The following is a 26,671-nucleotide window of genomic DNA, read 5'->3' as shown; positions in this document are numbered from 1 at the left end:
TAGGAGGAAAAATTATGGCTATTTCTACAGCTGATTTTAAAAATGGATTAACAATCGAGGTTGATAACGCAATTTGGAGAATCATTGAATTCCAACACGTTAAACCTGGTAAGGGTGGCGCTTTCGTGCGTTCTAAGCTAAAGAACCTACGGACGGGTGCCGTTCAAGAAAAGACTTTCCGTGCCGGTGCTAAGATGGAACAAGCACCTATCAACACACGTAAGATGCAATACTTGTATGCTGATGGTACTGACCACGTGTTCATGGATACGGATAACTACGAACAAATCACCATTCCGGATACTCAAATTAAAGATGAATTAAACTATCTTCAAGAAAACATGGAAGTTAGTGTTGTGCAATACGGAACTGAAACGATTGGTGTTGAAATTCCTAACACGGTTGTTTTGACGGTTGCTGCAACAGAACCAGGTATCAAGGGAAGCACTGCTTCTGGTGGCTCAAAGCCTGCTACCATGGATACTGGATTGGTTGTTCAAGTGCCATTCTTTGTTAACGAAGGCGATAAGCTTTCAATCAACACGCAAGATGGCACTTATATTGCTCGCGCATAATTAACAGTTACCTAACTGTTAAAAAGGAGGCAAATGCAATGGCAGAAGATACGAATATTATCTTACAGACCGATGAACCAGCACTTGGCCAAATCGAGCTAGCACCCCAGGTACTAGAAATTATTGCTGGCATCGCTGCAACTGATGTTGATGGTGTTGCCCGCATGCGAGGTTCGTTCGCCAATAGCGTGAATGAATTGTTTGGTCGTAAAGAACATGGTAAAGGCGTGAAGTTGGCATTTGTGGATGACGAACTTGATGTCGACGTCTATGTTTATTTAAACTATGGTGCGACTGTGCCGAAAGTTGCTATGGCCATCCAAGAAAACGTTAAGGAACGGTTACTATTCATGACTGATCTCAAGCTACGTGCCGTTAATGTGCATGTTGAAGGTGTCATTCCTGAAAAAGCAGATACAGGTGTGGATCCTAACCATCTTTTTGACGATGATGAAAAGGAAAATGGTGAGGCTAAGTGAGTGAAGAATTAACGCGTCACCAGATTCGTGAACGTGCATTTCAAACATTATTTGCGTTGAACGCTAATAAAGAAGGCGACAAGCAGGCAATTTATGAGCAATTACTGAAGCCAGATGAAGGCGAAATGGCAATTGTACCAGATTACTTAAATACGCTTGTTGATGGTGTTCAAGAACATCAAGCTGACTTAGACGAGGAGATTACCCAGTACCTTTCCGAAGGCTGGTCACTCAACCGAATTGCTAAGACAGACCTTATTATTTTAAGAATCGCTTTTTACGAAGTTAAATTCGAAGAAGAGGTACCAAACACAGTTGCTGTGAATGAAGCTCTTGAATTAACTAAACGATTTAGCGATGATCGTTCGCGCCGTTTTGTGAATGGTGTTCTGTCTCATACAATTGATTCAGCTAAGTAACTTTAAAAGTTTCTACACATTTGTGTGGAAACTTTTTTTCTGTCGTGCATAACTGTATTGCATTCCGGGACTATGCTAAAATTGTAACTATAATTCTAAACGAGGCGGTCAATAATATGGCAATTTTGATAGATGGTAAACAACTAGCCAAAGAGCTCAACGAGCAAACCAAACAAGCTGTTTTGGCTCTGCAACAAGAAGGTGTGACGCCAGGATTGGCCGTCGTCATCGTAGGAGAAGATCCCGCCAGTCAAATTTATGTGAGAAGTAAACGTAAGAAAGCCGAACAGTTAGGCATTCATTCAATTGTTCGCGAATTGCCAGCTACCATTTCCGAGGCGGAACTAATTGGAGTGGTTGAACAGTTCAATGCTGATCCAAGTATTCACGGCATCTTGGTTCAATCTCCGCTACCCAAACACATCGCCGAGCCCAAAGTGGTTCGGGCAATCTTACCCACTAAGGATGTTGATGGCTTCCATCCCTTGAATGTTGGTAAGCTATACGCCAATACCAATTTGGATTATCCCGTAGCTTGTACACCAAAGGGTATTATGACAATGTTGGAAAAGTATCATATTGAAGTAGCTGGCAAGGAAGCGGTCGTTGTCGGTCGTTCAAATATTGTTGGTCGCCCAATGGCAGCGTTGTTGAACAATGCCGATGCCACCGTGACTTTAACTCATCGATTTACTCAAAATTTAAGTGACTTTACTCGTCGAGCTGATATTCTAGTGGTAGCGACAGGGGTTACACACTTAATTAAAAAAACGGACGTAAAGCCTGGTGCTACTGTTATTGACGTCGGAATGGACCGTGACGCTGAGGGCAAGTTAACTGGCGATGTCGATTTTGATCAGGTACAAGAAGTGGCGGGCGCTATTACGCCCGTTCCCGGCGGTGTTGGGCCGATGACAATTGCTACCCTGATGCAACAAACAGTTGAATTAGCCAAATGGAGTGATAGTCGTGGCAAATGATTATTTAACGGTCACTGCGCTGACCCAGTACTTAAAACGAAAATTCGATGTCGATCCTTATTTGAATAAGGTTTATTTAACTGGTGAAATGTCAAACTTCCGGTTACGAAAAAATGCGCATCAATACTTTAGTATCAAGGATGATCACGCCAAAATAAGTGCTATTATGTTTCGCTCGGCATTTGAACGAATCAAGTTTGAACCCGAAGAAGGCATGAAGGTCCTGGTGACTGGTCGGATTTCACTTTATGAACAGACCGGGAACTATCAAATTTACATTGATCATATGGAACCTGATGGTGTGGGCCAATTTTACCAGGCCTACGAGCAACTTAAAAAAAAGCTCTCTGCAGAGGGACTTTTTTCAGCTCCAAAGCAGTTAATTCCTAAATTTCCTAAACGAATCGCAGTCGTGACGAGCCCGAGTGGAGCAGTCATTCGAGATATTATTACGACAACAAGAAGACGGTATCCTATTGCTCAAATCGTTTTGTTTCCGGCAATTGTTCAGGGAAATGACGCTGCTGATGACATCGTTAAGCAAATCAACCGAATTAACGAGATGGGGGATTTCGATACGATGATTGTCGGTCGAGGTGGAGGCTCAATTGAGGATTTGTGGCCGTTTAACGAAGAACGATTGGCTCGGGCTATTTTTGATAGTCGGGTGCCCGTTATTTCGTCGGTTGGTCACGAAACGGACACCACGATTGCTGATTTAGTAGCGGATATGAGGGCCGCTACACCGACTGCCGCTGCTGAGTTAGCAGTTCCGGTCCTGAGCGAGGTCATTGCCAACGTGCTTAAAGATCGGGCGCGATTAATGAGTGTCGTTCAGAATCGGATCGCTTATGAGCAACAACGGGTGAACAAACTCAAAGGTTCTTACATTTTCCAGCAACCTGAACGACTCTATCAAGGTTATAGTCAAAACGTTGATTTGTTAACAGATCGAGCTGTTCGTGCTATGAAAGCCAGATTAGATGGGATTAACCATCGAACCTCTTTGACGCATCAGCGACTGGTAGCTCAAAATCCAGTGACAATAGTCAAGCAAGGACAGCAACGGGTTAATGAAATGAAGGCACGCCAGTTGCGAGCGATGCAAGTCCTAACGGCAAATAAGCAACGGACGTTTGAAGAAACAGTTAGTCGTTTAGACGCTTTAAGTCCCTTAAGAACAATGACCCGAGGGTATAGTTACTTAACTGAGGAAGGTAAAGTCATTCAGAGTGCAGCACAGCTAGCCACAAATCAGACGGTAACCCTCCATTTAGTCGATGGTCAGGCCGAAGCAACCATCAACAAAGTCACGATAGAAAAAGGAGAACAATAACCATGACAGAAAAAACGGACAACGCAACGCCATCTTTCGAAGAGAAACTAACTAATTTGGAGCAAATTGTGAATAGTCTTGAACAAGGTGATGTGCCATTAGAAAGCGCCTTAGATCAATTTCAAAAAGGAATTACGTTGAGTAAAGAACTTCAAAAAACACTTGAAAACGCGGACCAAACACTTGCTAAGCTAATGAGTGAGGACGGTAAAGAACAAGCTTTTGAAACGCAAGCTGGTGATGAGCCAAATGCTTAGTGAACATCAGCTTTTAACAAAATTTGAACAAGTGCAACTACCGCAATTAAATGACTACTTAGCTAAACGATTAGCCAAGAGTAGTGCGCAACCGGTTCTAGCCCAATCGATGACTTATTCCGTGATGGCTGGTGGTAAACGGTTACGACCACTCCTGATTTTAGCAGTCGTCCAGTCTGCAGGATTGGTATTGGACGACGATGTTTTGGCTGTGGCTGGAAGCCTTGAGTTGCTTCATACCTATTCCCTAATTCATGACGATTTGCCAGCTATGGACAATGATGACCTGCGTCGAGGAATGCCGACGAATCACGTTAAATTTGGGGCGGGCGTGGCAACCTTGGCTGGAGATGGTTTGTTGACTTTGGCATTTGATTGGTTGAGTACAACAAGTTTATCAGCCGAAAAACGCATTCAATTAGTTCGTGCACTTGCGAATGCTGCAGGTCCGGCAGGGATGATTGCGGGGCAAACGGATGATATATTAGGTGTTGACCAAAATTACGATCTTGCTGAATTAAAACAGCTTCATCAACGCAAAACCGGTGCACTAATTCATTACGCAGTCGAAGCCGGGTGTCTTTTGACAGATATGAGCGCTACACAAAAAAATGCCTTGCTTCGGTTTGCGGATGCGTTTGGTCTTGCATTTCAAATTTTTGATGATATTAATGACGTGGTTGGTGATGAAACGAAGCTGGGTAAACATTTGCATGTTGATGAAGCCCAGCACAAGAATACTTACCCGGCGTTATTGGGGTTAGACGGTGCCTATGCAGCATTAAAAACGGCCATTACAACTGGTCGACAAGCACTAGATGAGTTGCCAAGTGACGATTGGAAGCTCCTAGCAAGCTTCTTTAGTTACTTTGATACGGATGGAGAATAGCATGGAAAAACAACGAGTTGACGTATTGTTAGTTGAACAGGGTTTGTTCGATACTCGAGAGCAAGCTAAAAGAGCCGTTATGGCGGGCGAAGTGCTTGGTAAAAATGAAGAGCGCCTCGATAAGCCAGGCGTGAAAATTCCGGTTGATACGGAATTACATATTAAAGGTCACGTGATGCCGTATGTGAGTCGTGGTGGTCTGAAGCTCGAAAAAGCTTTAAATGCCTTTCACATTGATGTGACAGATAAGGTCGTTTTAGATATTGGGTCTTCTACTGGGGGCTTTACTGATGTGATGTTGCAAAATGGCGCCAAGCGCTCTTATGCGCTCGATGTTGGTAGTAACCAACTCGTTTGGAAACTGCGACAAGACGAACGGGTCGTCGTTATGGAGCATACGAATTTTCGTTATAGTAAGGTGGCTGATTTTACTGAAGGTCAGCCAGAATTTGCTTCAATTGATGTGTCCTTCATTTCACTGAGCCTCATTTTACCGCCACTTAAGGAGATTTTGGTTCCTGGTGGTGAAGTTGTGGCCTTGATTAAGCCACAATTCGAAGCTGGACGTGAAAACGTCGGCAAGCACGGCATCGTGAAGGACGTGAAGGTTCATCGCCAAGTGATTGAAAAGATTGTTAACTTGGCTATTTCACTGAACTATAGCGTACTCAATCTGGACTTCTCACCTATCAAAGGTGGTGAAGGTAATATTGAATTTTTAATCCATTTGAAATCAGTTGAAGCCAATCCTAAAATTGCAATTGAGGTTTCCGTTGACGATGTCCTTGAAAACGCCTATGCACAACTGAATAATTAATTATTTAGGAGCATAAAAACCGCTTTTAAACGAATACTAAATGGGTTAACATGGATGTAAATAGTATAAAAGCGGAAGGGATGGTCATGTGAAAAAGCAGGATCGTCAAAAATTGATTAAACAATTACTTACCAATCAAGATGTTGAACGCCAAGAAGATTTTGTTGATTTACTAGCGGAACGGGATATTGAAGTGACTCAAGCCACAATTTCCCGGGACATTAAAGAAATGCAATTGGTCAAGGTACCTTCTGCTGCGGGTGGCTATCACTACGCCATGCCCGTTCAAAAGAAACTGGATACCGAAAAGAAACTCAAACGAACGCTGAAAGATGCGTTTGTTTCATTCTCTGTGCAGGAAAAGAGTGCGTTTTTGAAGGTACTCCCTGGAAACGGTCCTGCGATTGCAGCGTTGATTGACCAAATGAATTATGACTTTGTATTTGGCACAATTGGTGATGACAATACCGTATTTACCATTTGTAAGAGTGAAGACGGGGCGGCCAGATATCAAGAAATTATCGAATCTTTATTAGCTTAAATGTGGGTGGTCAGGTCTTTGAGAGATCTGGCCTCTTTCTGTCATTTGGCCTTATAGAATGGAGGACTTAGCTTGATTCAAGCATTATCAATCAGAAACTTTGCCATTATCGAACAACTGGAAGTTGAGTTCGATCAAGGTATGACGGTGTTAACCGGTGAAACCGGGGCCGGAAAATCCATCATTATTGATGCGGTTGGCTTACTTGCAGGTGGACGCGGCTCGCAGCATTTTATTCGAACTGGAGCAGAAAAAGCGGTATTACAGGGCGCGTTTATTGCACCAAAAGGTAATGTCACTTATCAATTATTGGATGAGTTGGGCATTGATCACGATGGTCAAGAAATTATTTTACAGCGGGAAATTCATCGCAACGGTAGAAATGTCTGTCGGGTGAACAGTATGCTGGTGAATATTCAAACGTTGAAGCGTATTGGTGAAACACTAGTCGATATTCACGGCCAAAATGAGCATCAAGAACTCATGCAACCCGATAAACACATTAAAATGTTGGATGAGTACGCTCACGATAAATTGAATAAGCAATTGGCTGATTATCAAACCAGCTATACTGCTTATATGAAGTTGAAAAAAACGGTGGAAAATAAGCGAGCCAACGAAAAAGAGTGGGCTCAGCATTTAGATATGCTGAAGTTCCAAGTTAATGAGATTGGTGAAGCACAACTTCAAGATGGTGAAGAAGAAAAATTAAGCACCGAACGGGATCGGTTGAATAACTTTCAAAAAATTAACGAGGCGTTAAACCACAGTTTTGTGGCACTAGATGGTGATGATGAATTGACCGGTGCCCTGGATTCAGTCGGTGAAGCGATGAACGCCATGGCGTCCATTGAGGACCTTGGCAACGATTTCAAGGAACTCTCGGAGAACATTAACTCAGCTTTTTATGCGCTCCAAGATGCGTCGCAAGGTATCTCACGGCAAATCGACCTTTTAGAATGGGATGATGATCGGCTTAACGAAATCGAAAAGCGGTTGGAAACCATTCAGGAGTTAAAACATAAGTATGGGGATTCAGAAGCTCAAGTAATCAGTTATTACGATAAAATTTCTGCTGAATTGGCTGAGATGGAAGCAAACGAGCTAAACGACTCAGATGTTGAGGCCCAGTTAGCGGAACAACAGACACAATTATGGCAAAAAGGATTAGCGCTTTCTAAGATTCGAGAGCAATCGGCTAAATCATTGGTGAAGGCGATTCATCAACAATTAGCGGATCTTTACATGGAAAAAACGGTTTTCGAAGTGCGGTTTACTGAACCCAAGGAGAATACGTTCTTCCATAACGGTATTGACCAACTCGAGTTTTATATTCAACCTAATCCGGGTGAGGATATGTTGCCATTGGCCAAAATTGCCTCTGGTGGTGAACTTTCGCGGATTATGTTGGCACTAAAGATGATTTTCTCCAGAACGCAAGGGGTAACATCGATTATTTTCGATGAGGTTGACACCGGCGTTTCTGGTCGAGTTGCGCAAGCCATTGCCGAGAAAATTAGCGATATTTCACGTGAATCTCAAGTTTTATGTATTACCCATTTACCTCAAGTTGCGGCCATGAGCGATCATCATTTCTTCATTGCTAAAAAAGTAGCAGATGGCCGGACTGAAACGAGCTTAACAAAGTTGTCAGACAAGAAACGAATTGACGAAATTGCCCGGATGCTTGCGGGTTCAGAAATTACCAAATTAGCTAAAGAGCATGCAGAAGAACTCCTTAAATTGGGCGAAGAAGCAAAATCCAAATAGCTTATTGTTATGGCTTAATTAAGAATGCTGATATAATGATGTTAACGGTTGAACAATATTGGCTGATTGGAGTGATGTGGTTTGCTATTAAAGATGTCGAATTTATCGAAAACTTATCCCGGCGGTAAAATTGCGCTGGCCAATTTTAACTTGGAAGTGGATAAGGGTGAATTCATTTGTTTGATTGGAACGTCAGGATCGGGAAAGACGACTGTCATGCGAATGATTAACCGAATGCTGAATCAAACTGAAGGCACAATTGAGATTAATGGTGACGATATTAGTAAGATGGACCCAGTGAAACTCCGCCGTAAAATCGGCTATGTGATTCAAAATATTGGGTTGATGCCACATATGACCATTCGTGACAACATCACGGTGGTACCGAAGTTACTCAAATGGTCAGAAGAAAAACGTAACGAACGTGCCAAAGAAATGATCAAACTAGTTGAGCTACCAGAGGAGATGTTGGATCGTTATCCTTCAGAGCTCTCTGGTGGACAACAGCAACGAATCGGAGTTGTTCGTGCATTAGCAGCGGATCAGGACATTATTTTAATGGATGAACCGTTTGGCGCGTTAGACCCGATTACAAGAGACTCGCTCCAACAATTAGTCAAAGATTTGCAGGAACGATTAGGGAAAACCTTTATCTTTGTCACTCATGATATGGATGAAGCGTTGCGCCTCGCGACTCGGATTGTCATCATGAGCCACGGAGAAGAAGTTCAGGTCGATACCCCTGATAACATCATGCGCCACCCTAAGGATGACTTCGTGAAGGAACTGATTGGTAAGGACCGGTTAATTCAAGCGCGTCCAAGTATTACGACCGTTGGGCAAATTATGCTCAAGAACCCGGTCTCAATTACCCCCGGAAAATCGTTGATTCAAGCTATTCAGTTGATGCATGACAAACGAGTGGATTCCTTATTAGTGACCGATGATGCGGGGATTTTGAAGGGTCGCATTGACGTTGAAAGCGTGGATTATTCCTTTAATACTGCGACTAGCGTTAGCGATATCATGGATACTGACATTTTTTCAGTGCCATCGGATTCATTGATTCGGGACACCGTTGGTCGAATTTTAAAGCGCGGATTTAAGAACATCCCAGTAGTTGACCAAGATAACCGGTTGGTCGGCATTGTGACCAGAGCGGCTTTGGTTGATATTGTTTACGATGCACTTTATGGCGAGCAACATGAAAATGGCGAAAGTGAGGCCCATCAAGACGACAACTCTGAAAGTGGTGATCAATCATGATGACATTCTTTCAACAATACGGTAGTCAGCTGGTTCTCAAAATCTGGCAACATATTTATATTTCAGGGTTAGCCTTGTTGCTGGGAACGATTGTTGCGGTGCCACTCGGGATTTTGTTGACGCGTGTTAAACGTGGTGCTGCTACGATTATGGGGATTGCGAGTGTCCTGCAGACGGTTCCCGCAATGGCGCTCTTAGCCTTAATGATTCCAATTTTTGGGATTGGGGTTAAGCCAGCAGTTGTGGCCCTCTTCATTTATTCACTTTTACCAATTTTACGGAATACCTATCTTGGTATGATGAACGTTAACGACACGCTAAAGGATGCTGCAAAGGGAATGGGGATGACTAACACCCAATCCATTCTAAATGTGGAACTACCAATGGCGGCACCTGTCATCATGTCCGGTGTTCGATTGTCTGCAACTTACGTCATTGCTTGGGCGGCATTAGCTTCCTATATTGGCGCTGGTGGTTTAGGTGATTTCATCTTTAACGGGTTAAACCTATACCAGACCAGCCTTATCTTGGGAGGTTCCATTCCGGTGATTTTACTGGCCTTGTTAACTGATTATTTACTAGGCAAGGTAGAATCGCTCGTCACGCCAAAGACTGTCAGTGATTGAGGAGGTGAGCCGTTTGAAGATTTTGAAGAGCTTGTTTAAACTACTTGTCCTGCCCTTAAGCCTCTTACTCATTTTATCGGGATGTGGTTTTCCTGGTTTGGGTGGGAATGAAAAACAGACCATTAAGGTTGCCTCAATGAGTACGACGGAGCAACAAATCATGGCGTACATGATGAAGGGGCTCATCGAACATGATTCAAACCTTAAAGTAGAAATTATCAACAACTTGGGTTCCGCAGCAGTGACGCTGAACGCCATGAAGCGTGGCGATGCGGACATCTCAGCGATTCGGTATAACGGGACCGATTTAACGACGGTGCTGGGTAATAACGCTGAAAAAGATCCGGCAGTTGTAACAAAGAAAGTTGAACAGGAATTTAACGATCGGTACCAGATGCACTATTTCAAGAATTATGGTTTTGCGGATACGTATGCTTTTATGGTCACCCAGGAATATGCTAAAAAACACAATCTCAAGACAGTTAGTGATCTGAAAAAGATTGCGCCGAAGATGACTGTTGGTATTGATCAAATTTGGATGAACAGAAAAGGGGATGGCTACCCGGGCTTTAAGGAACAGTACAACATTAGTTTTGGAAAAGTCTATCCCATGCAAATCGGTTTAGTCTACGATGCCTTGCAGGCCGGTAAAATGGATGCAGTTTTAGGTTATTCTACTGATGGCCGAATTGGTAGCTATGACCTGAAAATCTTGAAGGATGATAAACAATTCTTTCCACCTTACGATGCTTCCCCAGTGGCGACAAACGCCATTTTAAAGAAGCACCCCGAGCTAAGACCAATCATTCAGCGTATGGTGGGTAAAATCTCGTTGAAGACCATGCAGCGACTGAACTATGAGGTTGATGATGGTCTGGCTGAACCTCAAGCGGTTGCTAACGAATATCTTAAACAGCACAATTACTTCGAAGGGAGTGATAAATGATGAAGGGGATGGACTTATTTGAACAACTTGGGTACTACTTTACCCACAATGGTCTTTACATCTTGAGTCAATTTAATCGCACCTTTTTGATTGCTATTTATGGCGTTATCTTTGCGGCGATTATTGGAATTCCGGTTGGTATTTGGACTGCACGACATCGAAAAATGAGTCCTGCAGTAATCGGTTTAGCAAACGTCATCCAAACGATTCCATCACTGGCGATGCTGTCGATTTTGATGTTAGGGCTCGGCCTTGGTGTCAATACGGTTATTACAACGGTATTCCTATACGCCTTATTGCCAATCATTAAGAACACCTATACCGGGATGACTAATGTTGACCCTGATGTCCTCGATTCTGGAACTGGGATGGGGATGACCAGTTGGCAGCTCCTTTACATGGTGGAATTGCCATTGTCCATGTCAGTTATCATGGCCGGCATTCGAAATGCGTTGGTCCTTGGTATCGGAATTACCGCTATCGGCTCTTTCGTCGGTGCAGGTGGCCTTGGTGATATTATCATTCGGGGAAGTAACGCCACGAACGGAGGCGCCATTATCTTGGCTGGTGCTTTACCGACTGCCCTAATGGCTATTATTGCCGATATGGTGCTCGCTTTCTTTGAAAAGAAGCTTGATCCAGTTAAACGAAAAACAGCATAAAAAAAGCTGAGGATTAATGTTTCTCCATGAATTAAAGTGCAATGCTTTAATTGTGGAGCAATTAATCTTCAGCTTTTTAATTAGGTAGGTGACTATAGCGCAGAAATGTAACGAATCTTGTTTCTAAAAATAAGCTTAGTTAGGTTTGAACTCGGATTTTGAATGAGTAGTTGGTGGTGCGGGCCATTTGTTAGCATTCCCGTAACCACTTCAACTTCATCGTCTTGCTTGTCAATTTGAATAGTGACAGCTTTGCGATTTCGGATAGCTTCTTTAACAAAGAGTTCTCTTTGAAATTCGGGCATTTTTGTTTGTTTTTCTAAAAGGTAATCTTGGACAGTGACGTTGAAAAATTGTTGATAACGACTTGTAATTTGATCTGTTAAATTTTTAATTGCTGTTAGTTGAGCAGTCATTAACTATCACCTCGAACGTTTGTTTGTGTTTTTATTATACGAACAAACGTTCAGAATTGCAACACCTTTTTCCAAAAAAAATGAAATCCGTCTGAGATTCCATCATTAATGGGTTGCAGAAACTGTGAAAAAGAGGCAAAATGGATTATTATAACCTTAAAGGGGATTCAAGCTAAATGGTAAAACGTGGGATGTTAATTGTACTCTCTGGACCTTCTGGCGTTGGTAAGGGAACTGTTCGAAAAGCCTTATTCGACGCTGGGGACACAGACTTTCAATATTCAATTTCAATGACGACCCGTTCACCTCGTGAAGGCGAACGTGACGGAATCGATTACTTTTTCGTTTCTAAGGAACAATTTGAAGACAATATTCAGAATGGTAAGATGTTGGAGTACGCAAAGTACGTTTATAATTACTATGGCACACCAATTGATTATGTCAACGCGACTTTAGACTCAGGTAAAGATGTCTTCTTAGAGATTGAAGTAAACGGAGCTATGCAGGTCCGAGCTAACTGTCCTGATGCCGTTTTTGTTTTCTTGACCCCACCAGATTTAGGCGAATTAAAGCATCGGCTAGTGGGTCGTGGTACTGATGACATGGATATTATCGAGAAGCGAATCAAAACGGCTGTTGGCGAAATTCGAATGATGCGTAATTATGATTACGCAGTTGTAAATGATGAAGTTCAAAACGCAGTAGAACGGATCCGTTCTATTATTAAGAGTGAACGGTTACGTGTTACTCGCGTAATGCCAGAATATGAAGAAATGTTAGGAGACGATTAATATGTTACTTTACCCATCAGTTGATGATTTATTGAAACAAGTTAACTCACGATACTCACTTATCATGTTAGCCAGCAAGCGGGCCCATGAATTGGACGCTGGCGCAACGCCATTGCTTTCGTCATACGAATCACCAAAAACGATTGGCCGGGCACTTGAAGAAATTGCCGCTGGCGTTGTCTCAGTGGACGAAGAAAAGAGCAAAACGAAATAAATTAATTTTCAGGCAGGACCTTTGGGTGCTGCCTTTTTATTCGTTTAAATTCAGGAATATTGGTACAATGGAAGAAATACGTTTTGAGAAAGTTGGGGGAATCAGTCATGAAACCGAACAAACATATTACACTCTATGTTTCCGGGAGTATTGCTGCGTACAAATCAGCAACTTTAGCGCGCCTCTTAGTTAAAAGCGGAGCAGAAGTGCACGTCGTTTTAACTCAAGCTGCACAGGAATTTATCACTGCAGCGACTTTTGAAGTTTTAACGAAGCATGAAGTTTTAATCGATGCCTTTCACGCCAATACGGATTATGTGCCACACATTGAATTAGCCGATTGGACAGATTTAGCAATCGTGGCACCCGCTAGTGCTAATTTGATTGGTAAACTTGCTAATGGCATTGCAGATGATATGGCGAGTTTGACCTTGATGGCAACAACAGCACCTAAGATTATCGCACCAGCGATGAATGAAAATATGCTTAATAATGCTGCTGTCGCAAGAAATATGACCCAATTAAAGGCTGATGGTTATGCCTTTTTGGACTCAGGGTATGGCTTTCTCGCAGAAGGTTATGCGGGGCAAGGACGAATGGCCGAACCTGAGCAAATTTTTGCTGCGATTGATTCTGGTTTTGGTGAAACGAAATCAGTGTTGGCAGGTAAACGCGTGGTCGTGACCGCGGGTGGTACTCGCGAACCACTTGATCCAGTGCGTTACATTGGAAACAACTCCTCTGGTAAAATGGGCTATGCAGTTGCTCAAGCTGCCATTAACGCGGGAGCCAAAGTAACGCTAATTTCGGGTAGAAGTCTGCTTACCGCGCCACTGGGATCAAAAAAAATTGATGTTTTGACGACTGAAGAAATGGGGAAAGCTGTACAAGCAGAATTTGCCGAAGCAGATATTTTGATTATGGCTGCGGCCGTTGCCGACTTTAAGCCCGCCGAATATGCAGATCAAAAAATCAAGAAGGATCCCGAAAAGGCAGGTATGACCTTAGACCTCAACAAAACAATGGATATCGTTAAAACTGCTGGGGAACAAAAGAAACCAGGGCAGTTCATTGTAGGGTTTGCTGCGGAAACTCAGAACCTATTAGCAAATGCGACTAAGAAACTGATTTCTAAACACATGGACATGATGGTGGCTAACGACGTATCTGACAAATCAATTGGATTTAACAGTGAAAACAATCAAGTGACATTTATGCTAGCTAACCAAGAACCAGAAAAATCTGGTGTCCAAACTAAACAGGAAATTGCCCAACTACTCATTAATCGTGTAGCTCAGCAACTTTAAATGATAGGAGACGAAGCCATCAATGGCGCAAATTGCCAAAGTTATCGTTGATGTTCCAACGATGCAAACTAACAATCCATATAGCTATTTGATTCCACCAGCACTTGCCAATCAAATTCAAATTGGCATGCGGGTGGTGGTTTCGTTTGGGCGCGGTTCACGTAAGGTTCAGGGGATGGTTGTTGGCATCGACAATGAGTCATCATTTGAAGGCCAACTTAAAGAAATTGACGCCGTGATGGACCTTCAACCCGTGCTGAATCCAGAGCTGCTATCGCTGGCTAATTATTTAGCGGAATCCACTTTTGCTTTTACGATCAGTGCCATCCAAACGATTTTACCTAACTCGTTGAAAGCAAAGTACGAAAAAGTGCTGACACCCACTGATACTATTGAAGAAGCTGCCCGCCAAAAGTATTTTGCCACACAGCCGGATATGATTTTCGATGAAAACAAACTTTCAACCGAAGATGTCAGTGAACTATTGAGACTCCGTCGAACCAATCAAATTAGCATCAGCTATGTGGTGCAGGATCGGGCCAAAGCTAAAACGCAGGTAGTCATTGAACGAGCGATGACCACTTCGCAGCTGGAGGCATCGTTAGCGGAGGTTCGTAAGGGGGCGGTTCAACAAAAGAAGTTATTGCAGCTCTTGATGGATGCTAATTTTCAAACGATCAGTCAACCGGCGCTCATCGAATCAACCGGCATCTCCAATGCAACGTTGAAAACGGCTGAGGAAAAAGGCTGGATTGTCAGAAGACGTATCGAGGTTCGCCGTGATCCGTTCAAACGTGAAGTGGCAGCAACTCGGCCATTACCATTGCAAGCCGAGCAACAGACCGCAGTGACAGCAATTTCTGAGCAAATTGAACAAGATCGTTATCAGGCGTTTTTGCTTGAGGGCGTCACTGGTAGTGGTAAGACGGAGGTTTACTTACAAACTATGGCGAAAGCCATAGAAAAAGGGAAAACGGCATTGATGTTGGTCCCAGAAATCTCCTTGACGCCTCAGATGGTGAATCGAGTCAAAGGAAGGTTTGGTCACGAAGTTGCAGTTTTGCACAGTGGCCTTTCGGATGGCGAAAAGTATGATGAATGGCGCCGTATTGAACGTGGCGAGGCTCGGGTGGTTGTTGGCGCCCGTTCCGCCGTTTTTGCGCCTCTAGAAAACATTGGCATTATTATTATGGATGAGGAGCATGAGAGCAGCTACAAACAGGATGAAAGTCCAAGGTATCATGCTCGTGATGTTGCTTTATGGCGAGGCCGGTATCATCAGGCCCCTGTGGTCCTCGGATCAGCCACGCCATCCTTAGAGACGCGTGCAAGAGCTGAAAAAGGGCTATATACGCGATTGGTACTTCCTCATCGGATCAATCATCAATCGTTGCCAGAGGTCAGTGTAGTGGATATGAAGGATGAAATTCGCAATCATAAGGAAAGTAATTTTTCAAGTCAATTGCTAGCCTCAATTAAAGAGAAGCTTCAGCGCAAGGAACAAGTTGTTCTAATGCTTAATCGGCGCGGGTATTCCTCGTTTGTGATGTGTCGAGATTGTGGGTTTGTCTTGATGTGTCCTAATTGTGATATTTCACTGACGTTGCACATGGATTCACACTCAATGAAGTGTCACTATTGTGGCCACGAAGAAGCGATTCCGACGATTTGTCCAAACTGCCAAAGCCGCAAAATCCGTTACTATGGTACAGGTACGCAAAAGGTTGAAGCGGAGCTTAAGGACATCTTACCGGAAGCCCGAGTTTTACGTATGGATGTTGATACGACTCGACGTAAGGGTGCACATGAAAAGTTATTGCAAGCATTTGGTCAACATGAAGCGGATATTTTGCTAGGCACGCAAATGATTGCGAAGGGGCTAGATTTTCCCAATGTTACTTTGGTCGGTGTTTTGAATGCCGACACATCATTGGGAATTCCGGATTTCCGGTCCAGCGAACGCACCTTCCAGCTATTAACACAGGTTAGTGGACGTGCGGGACGTGCTGAAAAAAAGGGGCAGGTTATTATTCAAACCTTCAACCCCGAACATTATGCAATCCAGCTGGCAAAGACACAAAATTATGAGCAGTTTTTTGCTTATGAAATGAAATTGCGGCACGAAAGTAATTACCCACCATATTATTATGCGATTCAAATTACGACGAGTGCGGCGACCGAAGCGGATGCAGCAAAGGGTATTTTTAAAATTGCCAAGCAAATTCGCGAGCATTTGTCCGCTCAGTCAATTGTGTTGGGTCCAACGCCCCAAACAATTTCAAAAATTAAGAAACGCTACTATTATCAACTTATTGTAAAATACAAGAAAGAACCTGCATTAGGCAATTTACTGGAAAAAGTGCTTCAGGAATCACAGAAAACAGGTCGAACCGGATTGCAAGTTAGTATCAATCCTAATCCGGTTAGCTTTATGTAAGTTAAACTTTATAAAAGGATGTTTATTGAATGAAAACAATTATTTTTATGGGAACCCCCCAATTTGCTGTACCAGTTTTAAAGGGTTTGATCGCCAATGACCAATATAAAGTCATTGCGACTGTCACACAACCAGACCGAGCTGTCGGTCGTAAACACGTGATGACCGCATCACCGGTTAAACAGGCGGCATTAGAAGCTGGCATCAAGGTCTATCAACCGGAAAAACTTAGTGGTAGTGATGAACTGGCTGCCCTAATCGACTTGCACGCCGATTTTATCGTCACTGCTGCATTTGGCCAATTCTTGCCCACTAAGTTACTTGAGTCAGTTAATGAGGCTGCAGTGAATGTGCATGCGTCATTATTACCAAAATATCGTGGTGGAGCACCCGTTCACTACGCCATCATGAACGGGGACGATAAAACGGGTGTCTCTATCATCTACATGATTAAGAAAATGGATGCAGGAGACGTTATTGCCCAAGAAAGTCTTCCTATCGAAAAGACGGATGATGTTGGGTCAATGTTCGAAAAATTGAGTATTTTAGGTCGAGATTTACTGCTTAAGGCAATGCCACAATTAATTGATGGGACGGCTAAGCCACAGCCTCAAGATGAAGATAAAGTGACCTTTTCACCAACTATCAAGCCTGAAGAGGAACAAATTGATATTTCACTACCAGCTCATTTGGTAGATGCAAAGGTGCGTGGCTTACGACCATTTCCAGTTGCCTATGTCATGTTAGATGGCGTCCGGACCAAGCTTTGGGAAGTTGCCGTTTTAGATGAAAAAACGGATTTAGCACCAGGTCACGTTGTACGTAAAACAAAGCATGAATTGGCCATTTCAACTGGTGATAATGGTGTCATCAGTTTAATGCAGTTACAACCAGCTGGTAAACCAAAGCAAAGTATTACTGATTATTTGAATGGTTCAAGGGATCAATTTGCAGTTGGCGAAAAGGTGATTGACTAATGCAAATGACTAATAATCCACGGTTTCTAGCAGTTCAGGCATTAGCTAAAATCAAGGCTGGTGCTTACTCAAATCTGCAACTAAATAATGTGATTAATGACCATCAACTGAAGCCAGCAGACGTCAACTTGCTAACGACAATCGTCTATGGTGTTATTCAACATCGTCTAACACTGGCGTTCTATCTGAAGCCATTTATTAAAAATCCGCAAAAGGTGCAGCCCTGGGTAAGAGAATTGCTATACACGGCATTGTTCCAAGAACTCTACCTCGATCGAATTCCTAAGCGAGCTATTTTCAATGAAACAATTGAAATTGCGAAGCAAAATGGACACGAGGGAATTCGTAAGTTTGTGACAGGTGTTTTGCATCAAATGGATCGGTCTGGATTGCCAGAAATTGATACGATTGAAGATCCAGTTGAAAAGCTAGAGGTTAAGTATTCAGTTCCACGTTGGTTGATTGAAAAGCTACAGGAACAACGTGGCGAAGCGAAGACGCTGGCGATCCTGAAAAAAATTAATCAGGCTGCTAACCAATCTATTCGCGTTAACCCCAAGCAGATTGCTGTTGCTGATGCGATCACAAAACTGCAAGAAGAAGGTTATGATGTACGCACGAGCGAGGTCGCTAGTGATGCGTTAGTTGTGAGCGGTCGTTCTGCAAATCAATCCGAGCTATTTAAGAATGGTCAGATTACAATTCAGGACGAAAGTGCGATGCTGCCTGCAGAGAGTATGATGCTTTCTGAAACCATGCAGGTGTTGGATGCATGTGCGGCTCCTGGAGGTAAGACGACTCAGATTGCTGCATACTTGAATGCTGAACGTGGTGGTAAAGTAACGGCTTTGGACATTCACGATCACAAGGTTAATTTGATTATGCAAAATGCCAAACGCTTACATGTTGAATCCGCAGTAGACGCAATTAAATTGGATGCCAGAAAGGTTTCCGATCAATTTGACGATGAACAGTTTGATCGTATATTAGTGGATGCACCTTGTTCTGGTTTGGGATTGATTCGCCGTAAGCCAGAAATCAGATATGAAAAGACGTTGACCGATAGCGAGCACCTGCAACAAATTCAATTAAAAATTTTGCAAGCTGTCGCACCAAAGGTTAAAAAGGCTGGTATTTTGGTGTACAGTACGTGTACAATTTTAAATGAAGAGAATCAAGCGGTGGTTGACCAATTTTTAGACAATCATCCAGACTTCAAGTCAGTTAAAATTCAAACCAAACTAAATTTGAAGCAAGATCGAGAATCCGATTATTTGGAAATTTTTCCAGATGACTATGATTCTGATGGATTCTTCATTAGTGGGTTCCAACGCTTGAGTTAATTGGGGGAGATCGATAGTGGAAGTCGCATACCAAACGGCAATTGGCCGTCATAGAACTGAAAATCAGGACTACGTGAGCGTTTTTAAAAACGCTGCGGGTCAACAGCTCGCAATTATCGCTGATGGGATTGGTGGTAATCACGGTGGGGATGTGGCTTCGGCAATGGCAGTTTCCCACATTGGCTTTTTGTTTCAGTCAACGCAGTTCGAGGATCATTCAGTTGCTGAGACTTGGCTGCATAAGAACGTCCAAGCTGAAAATGAGGCAATTATTGAAAAGTCACAAAAGTATGAAGACTTACGTGGCATGGGGACCACAATTGCATTGGCGGTTTTACTTAAAGACCGCATGATTATTGCCAATATTGGTGATAGTCGAGGGTATTTATTACGTGCCTTCGAATTGAATCAAATTACAGAGGACCATTCATTAGTTAATGAGTTGGTCAAACGCGGTGAGTTAAGTAAAAAAGAAGCAGCTAATCACCCACAAAAGAACGTCATCATTCGATCACTCGGCATCTCTTCTGATGCCGATTTAGATACATATACCTTGCCGCTTGAGACTGGTGATTTAATTTTGCTATGTACGGATGGCCTGACCAATATGGTGTCGGACGACGAAATCAAAGAAATCCTTTTGCAAAATATCTCTGCAAAAGACAAATGTCAGCAGTTAATCGATAAAGCCAATACGGCTGGCGGACTAGATAACATCACCGTTCTAATTTTCCAAGAGGATGAGGAGGTGACAGCCTAATGCGTTCTAATTACGTTTTAAATGGCCGTTACCGTATCCTTCATTCGTTAGGAGAAGGCGGTATGGCGAACGTCTATCTTGCACATGACTTGATCTTGGATCGTGATGTGGCTGTTAAACTATTGCACTTGGACTTGCGCGACGATCCTAAAATTAACAAGCGTTTTCAGCGTGAAGCGATGGCCGCAACGGAGCTCGTCAACGATAATATTGTTAGCGTCTATGATGTTGGCGAGGAACACGGCTTAAACTACCTGGTTATGGAGTACGTAGCGGGAACCGATTTGAAGCAATACATTAAAAATCATTTCCCAATTCCGTATCAGGAAGTGATTAATATTATGCAACAGGTGCTCTCTGCCGTTAAATTAGCACATGAGCACGATATTATTCATCGGGACTTAAAGCCTCAAAATATTCTAATCGATCAAAGCGGTCACGTTAAAATTACCGATTTCGGGATAGCTGTTGCGCTATCTGAACATTCATTGACACAAACGAATACGGTTCTCGGTTCTGTTCATTATTTATCACCAGAGCAGGCCAACGGTGGGATGGCAACGAAACAGTCTGACATCTATTCACTGGGAATTATTTTGTACGAATTGCTGACTGGCCAGGTACCTTTTGACGGTGAGACTGCAGTTTCAATTGCGATTAAGCAGTACCAGGAAGAAATGCCATCAGTTCGAGAGATTGATCCGCGTGTTCCTCAAGCCCTTGAAAACGTCGTACTCAAGGCGACAGCTAAGGTGCCCGCTAATCGGTATGAGAGTGCTGAGGACATGGCTGACGATTTAAAGACATCATTGTCTGAGGCTCGGTCAAATGAACCTAAGTTTGTACCGAAATCAAGTGATTTAGAAAAGACTAAGGTCTTGTCCTTGACTGATTTACAGACGGATGATGCACTGAAACAGTTGGACGATGACACCCCTGTAGCTGAGGGTAATCAGAAGAAAAAGCAGAAATTCAGTAAGAAGCGTCACCGACGTCGGAATATTATCATGATTGTGCTCGCGATCATTGCATTTCTCCTTATAGGTCTTGGTGTCTGGGGAAGTAGCCAAAATCAAGTTGCTGTTCCAGATGTCACTGGTCTAAGCCAAGTTAGTGCAACTCGAAAGCTTGAGGCAGCTAATCTCGATGTTGGCAACGTCACGCGAAAGAGTAGTTCCACAGTTAAGAAGAATCACGTGATTCGGAGTACACCGCGCTATGGGATCAAGGTCAAGAAAAACCATAAGGTGAACTTAGTCTTGAGCTCAGGTGTAAAGCGATTTACGTTCCAAGACTACACGGGGCTTAGTTACAAAACCGTTGCCACGGAATTAAGAAATCGTGGCTTTACTGTCATTAAGCAAAATCGTGCTTCCAATGATCAACCGGCCGGTGAAATTCTGGCTCAAGATGTTGCGTCGGGTAAGAAAGTTTTGCCTAAGGAGACTACTGTCACCTTTACCGTTTCAACGGGAAAACAGGAACTTACACTGGACAATCTAGTGGGTAATACTAAAAAAGAAATCACGGCCTATGCTAGTGAGCATTCTATCAACGTTTACTTTAGTTATGAGTACAGTGACGATATCGATAAGGACGTGGCGATTAAACAGGATCCTGCTGCGGGATCAGTTATTAAGCAGGGCTCAAATGTCCGCGTGACACTGTCTCGAGGGAAAAAGCCAGAAAATAATGATCAATTCAACGTCAACCTGTCGATTCCGTTTAAGGCTAATTCAACAAGTAGTAGTTCAGATTCTGATGATGATGACGATGGAGAAAATATCGTTTATATTTATTTAAAGGATATCAATCATAACTTTGATTCGGTTTATCGTCAGATGACAATTACTAAGACAACGAATATTACGTTACCATTTACCTTGAAACAAGGGGCAACTGGTGGTTATAAAGTAGTCCGCGATGGTCAGACGATTATGAACAATACGAGTGTGACGAAAGACAATCATTAATGAATAACTTGAAACGGGCTGTATTTCTGCAGCCTTTTTCAATATAATAGAAGCAATGATGAAATTTTGGAGGTGATAGAAACTTGAATTTAGGACAAATACGGCAGTCACTGAGCGGTTTTTATGACGTCATGGATACTGATGGTGAGTTGCATCGGACGCGTGCCCGCGGTAATTTTCGAAATCGTAAAATTACACCATTAGTCGGGGATTGGGTTGAATTTGATGATACTGGGAAGTACATTTTAAAAATTCGGGATCGCAAAAATTCACTGGTTCGGCCACCGATAGCGAATATTGACCAAGCAATTGTGGCGACTGCAGTGGCGGAACCGGCGTTTTCCTCCAACTTGCTAGATCGGCAACTGATTACGTTAGAAATTGCCAATATCAAACCGGTCATTTATTTTACCAAAACAGATTTGATCGACGATGAAGCTTACAATCAAATTGCGGTTTTAGCAGACTACTACGAGCGAGTGGGTTATCCAACCTTTTTGGCGCGGGATGCTTTTGAACCTGCTCAATTGGATGGTTTAAAGCAACAACTTTCAAAAAAAGAAAGTGTGATTATGGGACAAACTGGTGCAGGTAAATCAACCTTGCTTAACCATTTGGCGCCGGATCTCGAACTGGCAACTGGTGAAATCTCTAAAGCCCTCAATCGTGGGAAACACACGACACGTAAAGTTGGATTGTTAGAAATTGGTGACGGTCTTATTGCAGATACCCCGGGATTTTCATCATATGACTTGATGCAAACCGCTGCGGTTGACTTAACTAAGTATTTACCGGAATTTGTTGAATTAGGCGCTAGCTGCCGTTTTCGGGGCTGTGTGCATGTCAATGAACCTGGTTGCGCTGTGAAAGAAGCAGTGGCCAGTGGTCAGGTGATTCAAAGCCGCTATGATAACTATCTCCAACTCTATGTCACCTTGAAAAATCAGAAACCTAATTATAAGAAATGAGGAATTTAGCATGATTAAAGTAGCACCTTCAATTTTGAGCGCAGATTACGTGAACCTTCAACCAGATATCGAAATGGTAGAAAAGGCTGGCGCAGAATTTTTACACATCGACGTTATGGATGGTCAATTTGTACCCGCCATTTCATACGGTCCAGGTTGGGTTAAAGCCATTCGTCCAATCAGCAAGATGGTTTTAGATGTTCACTTGATGGTTCAAAATCCAGAGCGATATGTTGATGCCTTTGCCGAAGCTGGCGCAGACATCATTGGTGTGCACGTTGAAGCCACTGAACATATTCACCGTGCCCTTCAAATGATTAAAAATGCTGGCGTTAAGGCTGAAGTTGTCATTAACCCAGGTACACCAGTTAGTGCCATTGAACCAGTTTTACACATGGTAGACCAAGTCTTAGTCATGACGGTTAACCCTGGCTTTGGTGGTCAAAAGTTCTTACCTGAAACGATTAAGAAGATTAAGAAATTAGATCAACTTAAGCAAACTGAAAACTACGATTTTGACATCGAAATCGATGGTGGTGTGAATGACCAAACCGTTAAAGCTTGCGCAGAAGCTGGTGCAAGGGTTGCTGTTGCAGGTTCATACGTCTTTAACGCAGAAGACCCAACTGCTCAAATCGAAGCGCTCAAGAACGCCACGAAGTAACGCTTATGGAAGTCCTCAATCTTTTAGTCGGTGGACCGATTGAAAATTGGCCTGCTGAACTCAAACACAACAAAATAGAAGGTCCCTGGATTGGTGTGGATCGTGGAAGTCTTCGACTGCTAGAACGGGGCATTACGCCGATTGTGGCCGTTGGGGACTATGATTCTCTCGGATCGCAGGAATTTGATTTGGTAAAGGAAAAGGTTCAAGACATTCGTCAAGCCGTTCCTGAAAAAGACGAAACCGACACGGAGCTAGCTGTGACGGTGGCGCTGAGAGAGTTTAAAGTGGATCGATTGGATATTTACGGTGCTACTGGTGGTCGATTGGACCACTTCCTAGCCAATTTATTCTTAGTTTTGAAGGACCGATATCGCACTGATGCGCCTAAAATTCGCTTCATCGATCGATCTAATACGATTAGTTTCTACTTGCCAGGCGAGTATGAGATTGAAAAAGAAACCGATAAACGCTATTTAGCTTTTATTCCCTTAACGCCAATTAAGCATTTAACGCTCTTAGACGAGAAGTATCGCTTAAAGGATGAGGAAATTCGATTCCCAATTTCATACGCTAGTAACGAGTTTGTGGGGGATATGGGCCATTTCTCGTTCGATTCTGGCTTGATGTGCGTGATTCAAAGCAAGGATGTTAGATAAACAAAAAAACGCAAGTACGAAATGTACTTGCGTTTTTTTAGATTGAGTATAAAAATTAAACTCGAGTTACCTTACCAGATTTAAGTGTTCTAGCTGATACCCAAACACGCTTAGGCTTACCATCAACTAAAATGCGAACCTTTTGTAAGTTTGGCTTCCATGAACGACGTGATGAGTTCAAAGCGTGAGAACGCTTGTTACCAAAACGAGTCCGTTTGCCATTGAAAAAGTCTTTAGCCATGACTGAAGAGTCCTCCTTTATGGATTTTAAATAAAATCTCAATTTTGCTCACTAGAATAATCTAGCATATAAAACCCGTGAATGCAATAGAATTCTTTCAAGTAATTTTACTTGACAGCAAATCTGAGATAGGTAAACTAATATCTATTGGAAATAGGAAATTGCAGCCATTAATTTTATTTTCTAGCGGGTTGTGGTAACATTACAAACGATATAGATTTTGAAAACTAGCAAGGAGGCTGTTCTCGATGGCCGTAAAAATTAAAACGCAAAGTGGCACAATTGATATTACAAATGATGTCATCGCAACTGTTGTTGGCGGTGCTGCAACTGACAGTTATGGTGTTGTTGGCATGGCTAGCAAGAATCAAATTCGTGACAACGTTAACGTAATTTTGCGTCGTGAAAACTACGCGAAAGGTGTTGTCGTGCGTCAGGACGATAACGGCATTTCCATTGAAGTTAACATTATTGTTGGCTATGGTTCAAAAATATCTGAGGTTTCTAAAGCGGTACAGGCGAAAGTTAAGTACAATTTGGAAACGATGCTTGGTGTGACAGCTAATGCAGTAGACGTTATCGTACAAGGCGTCAAAGTCATTAGCGATTAAGCTTTGGGAAACCGAGGGGGATTAATTAGTTGATAGTTACAGAAAAAATTACAAACCATGAATTCGGTAAGATGGTGCGCGCAGCTTCGACTGTGTTAAGCCAAAACGCCGAATTTATTAATTCATTGAATGTTTTTCCGGTTCCCGATGGGGATACCGGAACCAATATGAGCCTTTCATTGGCTAGCGGTCTGAAGTATGAGGGCGAAGAGTCCAGCGAAGAGGTTGGCAAGCTTGCCGTTGCTTTGGCTAAGGGCTTATTGATGGGTGCTCGTGGTAACTCTGGTGTCATTTTGTCACAGATTTTCCGTGGCTTCTCTAAGAGTGTCGAAGGCAAAGCGACCTTAAGCGCTCAGGATTTAGCTGATGCCCTATCAGCTGGTGCTGAAACTGCCTATAAGGCAGTTATGAAACCAACTGAAGGAACTATTTTGACTGTGATTCGTGAAGCCGCACAAGCAGCTCGTAACGAAGCTACAAATGGTGGAACGGTTGTTGCGGTAATGGATGCCGCTTCAGACGCTGCCAAGACTGCGTTAGCTTCAACGCCTGATTTGTTGCCTGTTTTGAAGCAGGTTGGTGTTGTCGATTCTGGTGGTCAAGGTCTTACATTTGTTCTTAGTGCGTTTGATGACGTATTGAACGATCGTGAAATTGCCGAAGATGCCCAACACCAACCAGATAACAATGAAATGGACGAGATGATTGATGCTGAGCATCACCGTAGTGTCCAAGGTAAATTGAACCCAGACGATATCGTGTACGGTTACTGTACCGAAATCATGGTTCGAATCGGTAAGGGTAAAGAAGTCGATCACGAATTTGACTATGATACCTTCTACAACCGCTTGGCAGAGTTAGGTGATTCATTGTTGGTCGTTAACGATGATGAAATCGTTAAGGTCCACGTCCACACTGAGCATCCCGGCGATGTCATGGCGTGGGGACAAGAATTTGGTGACTTAGCTAAGGTTAAGGTTGATAACATGCGCCTTCAACAAGAGACAATCATTGAACATGACGCTGAAGAAGCTGTTTCAGAAGAAGAGGCCGTTATTCCAGATACTGCTATTATTGCGGTCGCTTCTGGTAAGGGCATTCAGACCCTGTTCAAGAGTCTTGGTGTGACCCACATTATTAGTGGGGGTCAAACGATGAATCCAAGTACAGAGGACATCGTTAACGCCATTAACGAAAGCAAAGCAAAAAATGCCATTATTTTACCTAATAACAAAAATATCTTCTTATCATCAGAACAGGCTGCCGAAGTGGCTGACGTGCCAACCAAGGTAGTTCACAGTCGAAGCGTTTCTCAAGGAATGACTGCATTACTTGGGTTTAACCCAGAAAACGAGTTGGCTGACAATGCAGATGCTATGGAAGAATACTTGGGAACGGTGAAGAGTGGTGAGGTGACTCACGCAATCCGTGATACCGAACTTGATGGCATTGAAATCAAGAAGGGTAACTTCATGGGCATCGTGGATGGCAAGATTACAGTAACCAAGCCTGACATGATTGAGACCAGCGTTGAAATGGTCAAGGATATGCTTGACGATGATAGTGAAATTGTCACCATCATTTTTGGTGAGGGTGCAACGCAGGAAGATGCTGAAAAGGTTGAAGCTGCTGTGCTGGAAATCGATGATGAACTTGAAATTGAAATCCACAAGGGTGATCAACCAGTTTATCCATTTATCATCTCAGTTGAGTAACGCAACAACATTAAAATAAGTTATAATGAAAT

General features: G+C 43.0%; 29 protein-coding genes. 27 read left to right on the top strand and 2 right to left on the bottom strand.

Features of this window, described 5'->3' with window-relative positions; all coding sequences use genetic code 11:
• The first annotated feature begins 14 nt into the window (after positions 1-14).
• The 14 genes from efp to LOSG293_RS00135 all read left to right on the top strand — a co-directional run bounded on the left by efp (position 15) and on the right by LOSG293_RS00135 (position 11,563).
• On the top strand, positions 15-575 hold the full coding sequence (efp, locus tag LOSG293_RS00200; RefSeq protein WP_034525605.1) for an elongation factor P: 561 nt from the start codon (positions 15-17) through the stop codon (positions 573-575).
• 38 nt (positions 576-613) lie between these two features.
• Positions 614-1,054, top strand: coding sequence for an Asp23/Gls24 family envelope stress response protein (locus tag LOSG293_RS00195; protein WP_034525603.1), 441 nt, complete (start codon positions 614-616; stop codon positions 1,052-1,054).
• Positions 1,051-1,473 carry a transcription antitermination factor NusB gene (nusB, locus tag LOSG293_RS00190; RefSeq protein ID WP_034525600.1) on the top strand — a complete coding sequence of 141 codons (423 nt, stop codon included), beginning with the start codon at positions 1,051-1,053 and terminating at the stop codon, positions 1,471-1,473. The genes LOSG293_RS00195 and nusB overlap by 4 nt, the downstream gene beginning before the upstream one ends.
• A 116-nt stretch (positions 1,474-1,589) precedes the next feature.
• On the top strand, positions 1,590-2,453 hold the full coding sequence (folD, locus tag LOSG293_RS00185) for a bifunctional methylenetetrahydrofolate dehydrogenase/methenyltetrahydrofolate cyclohydrolase FolD (protein ID WP_034525597.1): 864 nt from the start codon (positions 1,590-1,592) through the stop codon (positions 2,451-2,453).
• Positions 2,437-3,789, top strand: coding sequence for an exodeoxyribonuclease VII large subunit (gene xseA, locus LOSG293_RS00180; RefSeq protein WP_034525835.1), 1,353 nt, complete (start codon positions 2,437-2,439; stop codon positions 3,787-3,789). The genes folD and xseA overlap by 17 nt, the downstream gene beginning before the upstream one ends.
• Before the next feature lie 2 nt (positions 3,790-3,791).
• Positions 3,792-4,046 (top strand): exodeoxyribonuclease VII small subunit, encoded by a 255-nt coding sequence (locus LOSG293_RS00175; RefSeq protein ID WP_034525594.1) that lies wholly within the window; start codon positions 3,792-3,794, stop codon positions 4,044-4,046.
• Complete coding sequence (locus LOSG293_RS00170; RefSeq protein ID WP_051907109.1) at positions 4,039-4,935, top strand: polyprenyl synthetase family protein; 897 nt, start codon at positions 4,039-4,041, stop codon at positions 4,933-4,935. The genes LOSG293_RS00175 and LOSG293_RS00170 overlap by 8 nt, the downstream gene beginning before the upstream one ends.
• A gap of 1 nt (position 4,936) precedes the next feature.
• Positions 4,937-5,752, top strand: coding sequence for a TlyA family RNA methyltransferase (locus tag LOSG293_RS00165; protein ID WP_034525588.1), 816 nt, complete (start codon positions 4,937-4,939; stop codon positions 5,750-5,752).
• An 88-nt stretch (positions 5,753-5,840) separates the two neighbouring features.
• Entirely contained in the window at positions 5,841-6,293 is a 453-nt protein-coding gene (locus LOSG293_RS00160) for an arginine repressor (RefSeq protein WP_034525586.1), read from the top strand.
• Positions 6,294-6,365: 72 nt separating this feature from the next.
• The gene (gene recN / locus LOSG293_RS00155) at positions 6,366-8,063 is read left to right on the top strand and encodes a DNA repair protein RecN (protein WP_034525584.1); all 1,698 of its coding nucleotides are present in this window, start codon (positions 6,366-6,368) and stop codon (positions 8,061-8,063) included.
• A 93-nt stretch (positions 8,064-8,156) separates the two neighbouring features.
• Complete coding sequence (locus LOSG293_RS00150; protein ID WP_034525833.1) at positions 8,157-9,329, top strand: betaine/proline/choline family ABC transporter ATP-binding protein; 1,173 nt, start codon at positions 8,157-8,159, stop codon at positions 9,327-9,329.
• Complete coding sequence (locus tag LOSG293_RS00145) at positions 9,326-9,955, top strand: ABC transporter permease (protein ID WP_034525578.1); 630 nt, start codon at positions 9,326-9,328, stop codon at positions 9,953-9,955. The genes LOSG293_RS00150 and LOSG293_RS00145 overlap by 4 nt, the downstream gene beginning before the upstream one ends.
• 13 nt (positions 9,956-9,968) lie before the next feature.
• Positions 9,969-10,901, top strand: a complete 933-nt coding sequence (locus LOSG293_RS00140) for an osmoprotectant ABC transporter substrate-binding protein (RefSeq protein ID WP_152551054.1) — start codon at positions 9,969-9,971, stop codon at positions 10,899-10,901.
• Positions 10,901-11,563, top strand: coding sequence for an ABC transporter permease (locus tag LOSG293_RS00135; RefSeq protein WP_034525575.1), 663 nt, complete (start codon positions 10,901-10,903; stop codon positions 11,561-11,563). Before LOSG293_RS00140 ends, LOSG293_RS00135 begins: the two co-directional genes overlap by 1 nt.
• Before the next feature lie 92 nt (positions 11,564-11,655).
• On the opposite strand, the gene LOSG293_RS00130 is transcribed toward LOSG293_RS00135, so the two are convergent.
• Entirely contained in the window at positions 11,656-11,979 is a 324-nt protein-coding gene (locus LOSG293_RS00130) for a hypothetical protein (RefSeq protein WP_034525573.1), read from the bottom strand.
• A 176-nt stretch (positions 11,980-12,155) separates the two neighbouring features.
• Between LOSG293_RS00130 and gmk the strand changes: the two genes are divergently transcribed.
• The 11 genes from gmk to LOSG293_RS00075 all read left to right on the top strand — a co-directional run bounded on the left by gmk (position 12,156) and on the right by LOSG293_RS00075 (position 24,072).
• On the top strand, positions 12,156-12,770 hold the full coding sequence (gmk, locus tag LOSG293_RS00125; RefSeq protein WP_034525572.1) for a guanylate kinase: 615 nt from the start codon (positions 12,156-12,158) through the stop codon (positions 12,768-12,770).
• 1 nt (position 12,771) lies between these two features.
• On the top strand, positions 12,772-12,984 hold the full coding sequence (gene rpoZ / locus LOSG293_RS00120) for a DNA-directed RNA polymerase subunit omega (RefSeq protein WP_034525570.1): 213 nt from the start codon (positions 12,772-12,774) through the stop codon (positions 12,982-12,984).
• A gap of 107 nt (positions 12,985-13,091) precedes the next feature.
• Positions 13,092-14,291 (top strand): bifunctional phosphopantothenoylcysteine decarboxylase/phosphopantothenate--cysteine ligase CoaBC, encoded by a 1,200-nt coding sequence (gene coaBC, locus LOSG293_RS00115; protein ID WP_034525569.1) that lies wholly within the window; start codon positions 13,092-13,094, stop codon positions 14,289-14,291.
• Positions 14,292-14,313: 22 nt separating this feature from the next.
• Entirely contained in the window at positions 14,314-16,728 is a 2,415-nt protein-coding gene (gene priA, locus LOSG293_RS00110; RefSeq protein ID WP_034525567.1) for a primosomal protein N', read from the top strand.
• A gap of 29 nt (positions 16,729-16,757) precedes the next feature.
• The gene (gene fmt / locus LOSG293_RS00105) at positions 16,758-17,705 is read left to right on the top strand and encodes a methionyl-tRNA formyltransferase (RefSeq protein WP_034525566.1); all 948 of its coding nucleotides are present in this window, start codon (positions 16,758-16,760) and stop codon (positions 17,703-17,705) included.
• Entirely contained in the window at positions 17,705-19,048 is a 1,344-nt protein-coding gene (gene rsmB, locus LOSG293_RS00100) for a 16S rRNA (cytosine(967)-C(5))-methyltransferase RsmB (protein ID WP_152551053.1), read from the top strand. The genes fmt and rsmB overlap by 1 nt, the downstream gene beginning before the upstream one ends.
• Positions 19,049-19,064: 16 nt before the next feature.
• Entirely contained in the window at positions 19,065-19,808 is a 744-nt protein-coding gene (locus tag LOSG293_RS00095) for a Stp1/IreP family PP2C-type Ser/Thr phosphatase (RefSeq protein WP_034525564.1), read from the top strand.
• Positions 19,808-21,781 (top strand): Stk1 family PASTA domain-containing Ser/Thr kinase, encoded by a 1,974-nt coding sequence (gene pknB / locus LOSG293_RS00090; protein ID WP_034525563.1) that lies wholly within the window; start codon positions 19,808-19,810, stop codon positions 21,779-21,781. The genes LOSG293_RS00095 and pknB overlap by 1 nt, the downstream gene beginning before the upstream one ends.
• Before the next feature lie 83 nt (positions 21,782-21,864).
• Positions 21,865-22,749, top strand: coding sequence for a ribosome small subunit-dependent GTPase A (gene rsgA / locus LOSG293_RS00085; protein ID WP_034525562.1), 885 nt, complete (start codon positions 21,865-21,867; stop codon positions 22,747-22,749).
• Between the two features lie 10 nt (positions 22,750-22,759).
• Positions 22,760-23,413, top strand: a complete 654-nt coding sequence (gene rpe / locus LOSG293_RS00080) for a ribulose-phosphate 3-epimerase (RefSeq protein WP_034525560.1) — start codon at positions 22,760-22,762, stop codon at positions 23,411-23,413.
• Between the two features lie 5 nt (positions 23,414-23,418).
• The gene (locus LOSG293_RS00075; protein ID WP_034525559.1) at positions 23,419-24,072 is read left to right on the top strand and encodes a thiamine diphosphokinase; all 654 of its coding nucleotides are present in this window, start codon (positions 23,419-23,421) and stop codon (positions 24,070-24,072) included.
• Positions 24,073-24,127: 55 nt separating this feature from the next.
• Here the strand turns inward: LOSG293_RS00075 and rpmB are convergent, their stop codons facing one another.
• Positions 24,128-24,313 (bottom strand): 50S ribosomal protein L28, encoded by a 186-nt coding sequence (rpmB, locus tag LOSG293_RS00070; protein ID WP_034525558.1) that lies wholly within the window; start codon positions 24,311-24,313, stop codon positions 24,128-24,130.
• Between the two features lie 248 nt (positions 24,314-24,561).
• On the opposite strand from rpmB, the gene LOSG293_RS00065 reads away from it, so the two are divergent.
• Together LOSG293_RS00065 and LOSG293_RS00060 are read left to right on the top strand one after the other, a co-directional pair.
• On the top strand, positions 24,562-24,924 hold the full coding sequence (locus LOSG293_RS00065; RefSeq protein ID WP_034525557.1) for an Asp23/Gls24 family envelope stress response protein: 363 nt from the start codon (positions 24,562-24,564) through the stop codon (positions 24,922-24,924).
• A gap of 32 nt (positions 24,925-24,956) precedes the next feature.
• A complete protein-coding gene (locus LOSG293_RS00060) occupies positions 24,957-26,639 on the top strand; it encodes a DAK2 domain-containing protein (protein WP_439950825.1) in 1,683 nt (560 codons plus the stop codon).
• The last annotated feature ends 32 nt before the right edge of the window (positions 26,640-26,671 follow it).

This window comes from Secundilactobacillus oryzae JCM 18671, assembly GCF_000740055.1.
GTDB classification, from domain to species: Bacteria; Bacillota; Bacilli; order Lactobacillales; family Lactobacillaceae; genus Secundilactobacillus; species Secundilactobacillus oryzae.
The sequence above is the reverse complement of the archived record's forward strand: the minus strand, read 5'-3'. Positions and strand labels throughout refer to the sequence as shown.

What these genes read in the sequence shown, in the direction of transcription:
- rpe (WP_034525560.1), top strand. Translation starts at nt 22,760, where the DNA reads ATGATTAAAGTAGCACCTTCAATTTTGAGCGCAGATTACGTGAACCTT.
- LOSG293_RS00075 (WP_034525559.1), top strand. Translation starts at nt 23,419, where the DNA reads ATGGAAGTCCTCAATCTTTTAGTCGGTGGACCGATTGAAAATTGGCCT.
- LOSG293_RS00175 (WP_034525594.1), top strand. Translation starts at nt 3,792, where the DNA reads ATGACAGAAAAAACGGACAACGCAACGCCATCTTTCGAAGAGAAACTA.
- LOSG293_RS00165 (WP_034525588.1), top strand. Translation starts at nt 4,937, where the DNA reads ATGGAAAAACAACGAGTTGACGTATTGTTAGTTGAACAGGGTTTGTTC.
- pknB (WP_034525563.1), top strand. Translation starts at nt 19,808, where the DNA reads ATGCGTTCTAATTACGTTTTAAATGGCCGTTACCGTATCCTTCATTCG.
- folD (WP_034525597.1), top strand. Translation starts at nt 1,590, where the DNA reads ATGGCAATTTTGATAGATGGTAAACAACTAGCCAAAGAGCTCAACGAG.
- gmk (WP_034525572.1), top strand. Translation starts at nt 12,156, where the DNA reads ATGGTAAAACGTGGGATGTTAATTGTACTCTCTGGACCTTCTGGCGTT.
- LOSG293_RS00065 (WP_034525557.1), top strand. Translation starts at nt 24,562, where the DNA reads ATGGCCGTAAAAATTAAAACGCAAAGTGGCACAATTGATATTACAAAT.
- LOSG293_RS00145 (WP_034525578.1), top strand. Translation starts at nt 9,326, where the DNA reads ATGATGACATTCTTTCAACAATACGGTAGTCAGCTGGTTCTCAAAATC.
- priA (WP_034525567.1), top strand. Translation starts at nt 14,314, where the DNA reads ATGGCGCAAATTGCCAAAGTTATCGTTGATGTTCCAACGATGCAAACT.
- coaBC (WP_034525569.1), top strand. Translation starts at nt 13,092, where the DNA reads ATGAAACCGAACAAACATATTACACTCTATGTTTCCGGGAGTATTGCT.
- LOSG293_RS00170 (WP_051907109.1), top strand. Translation starts at nt 4,039, where the DNA reads ATGCTTAGTGAACATCAGCTTTTAACAAAATTTGAACAAGTGCAACTA.
- rpmB (WP_034525558.1), bottom strand. Translation starts at nt 24,313, where the DNA reads ATGGCTAAAGACTTTTTCAATGGCAAACGGACTCGTTTTGGTAACAAG.
- LOSG293_RS00135 (WP_034525575.1), top strand. Translation starts at nt 10,901, where the DNA reads ATGAAGGGGATGGACTTATTTGAACAACTTGGGTACTACTTTACCCAC.
- LOSG293_RS00150 (WP_034525833.1), top strand. Translation starts at nt 8,157, where the DNA reads ATGTCGAATTTATCGAAAACTTATCCCGGCGGTAAAATTGCGCTGGCC.
- LOSG293_RS00195 (WP_034525603.1), top strand. Translation starts at nt 614, where the DNA reads ATGGCAGAAGATACGAATATTATCTTACAGACCGATGAACCAGCACTT.
- efp (WP_034525605.1), top strand. Translation starts at nt 15, where the DNA reads ATGGCTATTTCTACAGCTGATTTTAAAAATGGATTAACAATCGAGGTT.
- fmt (WP_034525566.1), top strand. Translation starts at nt 16,758, where the DNA reads ATGAAAACAATTATTTTTATGGGAACCCCCCAATTTGCTGTACCAGTT.
- rsmB (WP_152551053.1), top strand. Translation starts at nt 17,705, where the DNA reads ATGCAAATGACTAATAATCCACGGTTTCTAGCAGTTCAGGCATTAGCT.
- LOSG293_RS00130 (WP_034525573.1), bottom strand. Translation starts at nt 11,979, where the DNA reads ATGACTGCTCAACTAACAGCAATTAAAAATTTAACAGATCAAATTACA.
- rpoZ (WP_034525570.1), top strand. Translation starts at nt 12,772, where the DNA reads ATGTTACTTTACCCATCAGTTGATGATTTATTGAAACAAGTTAACTCA.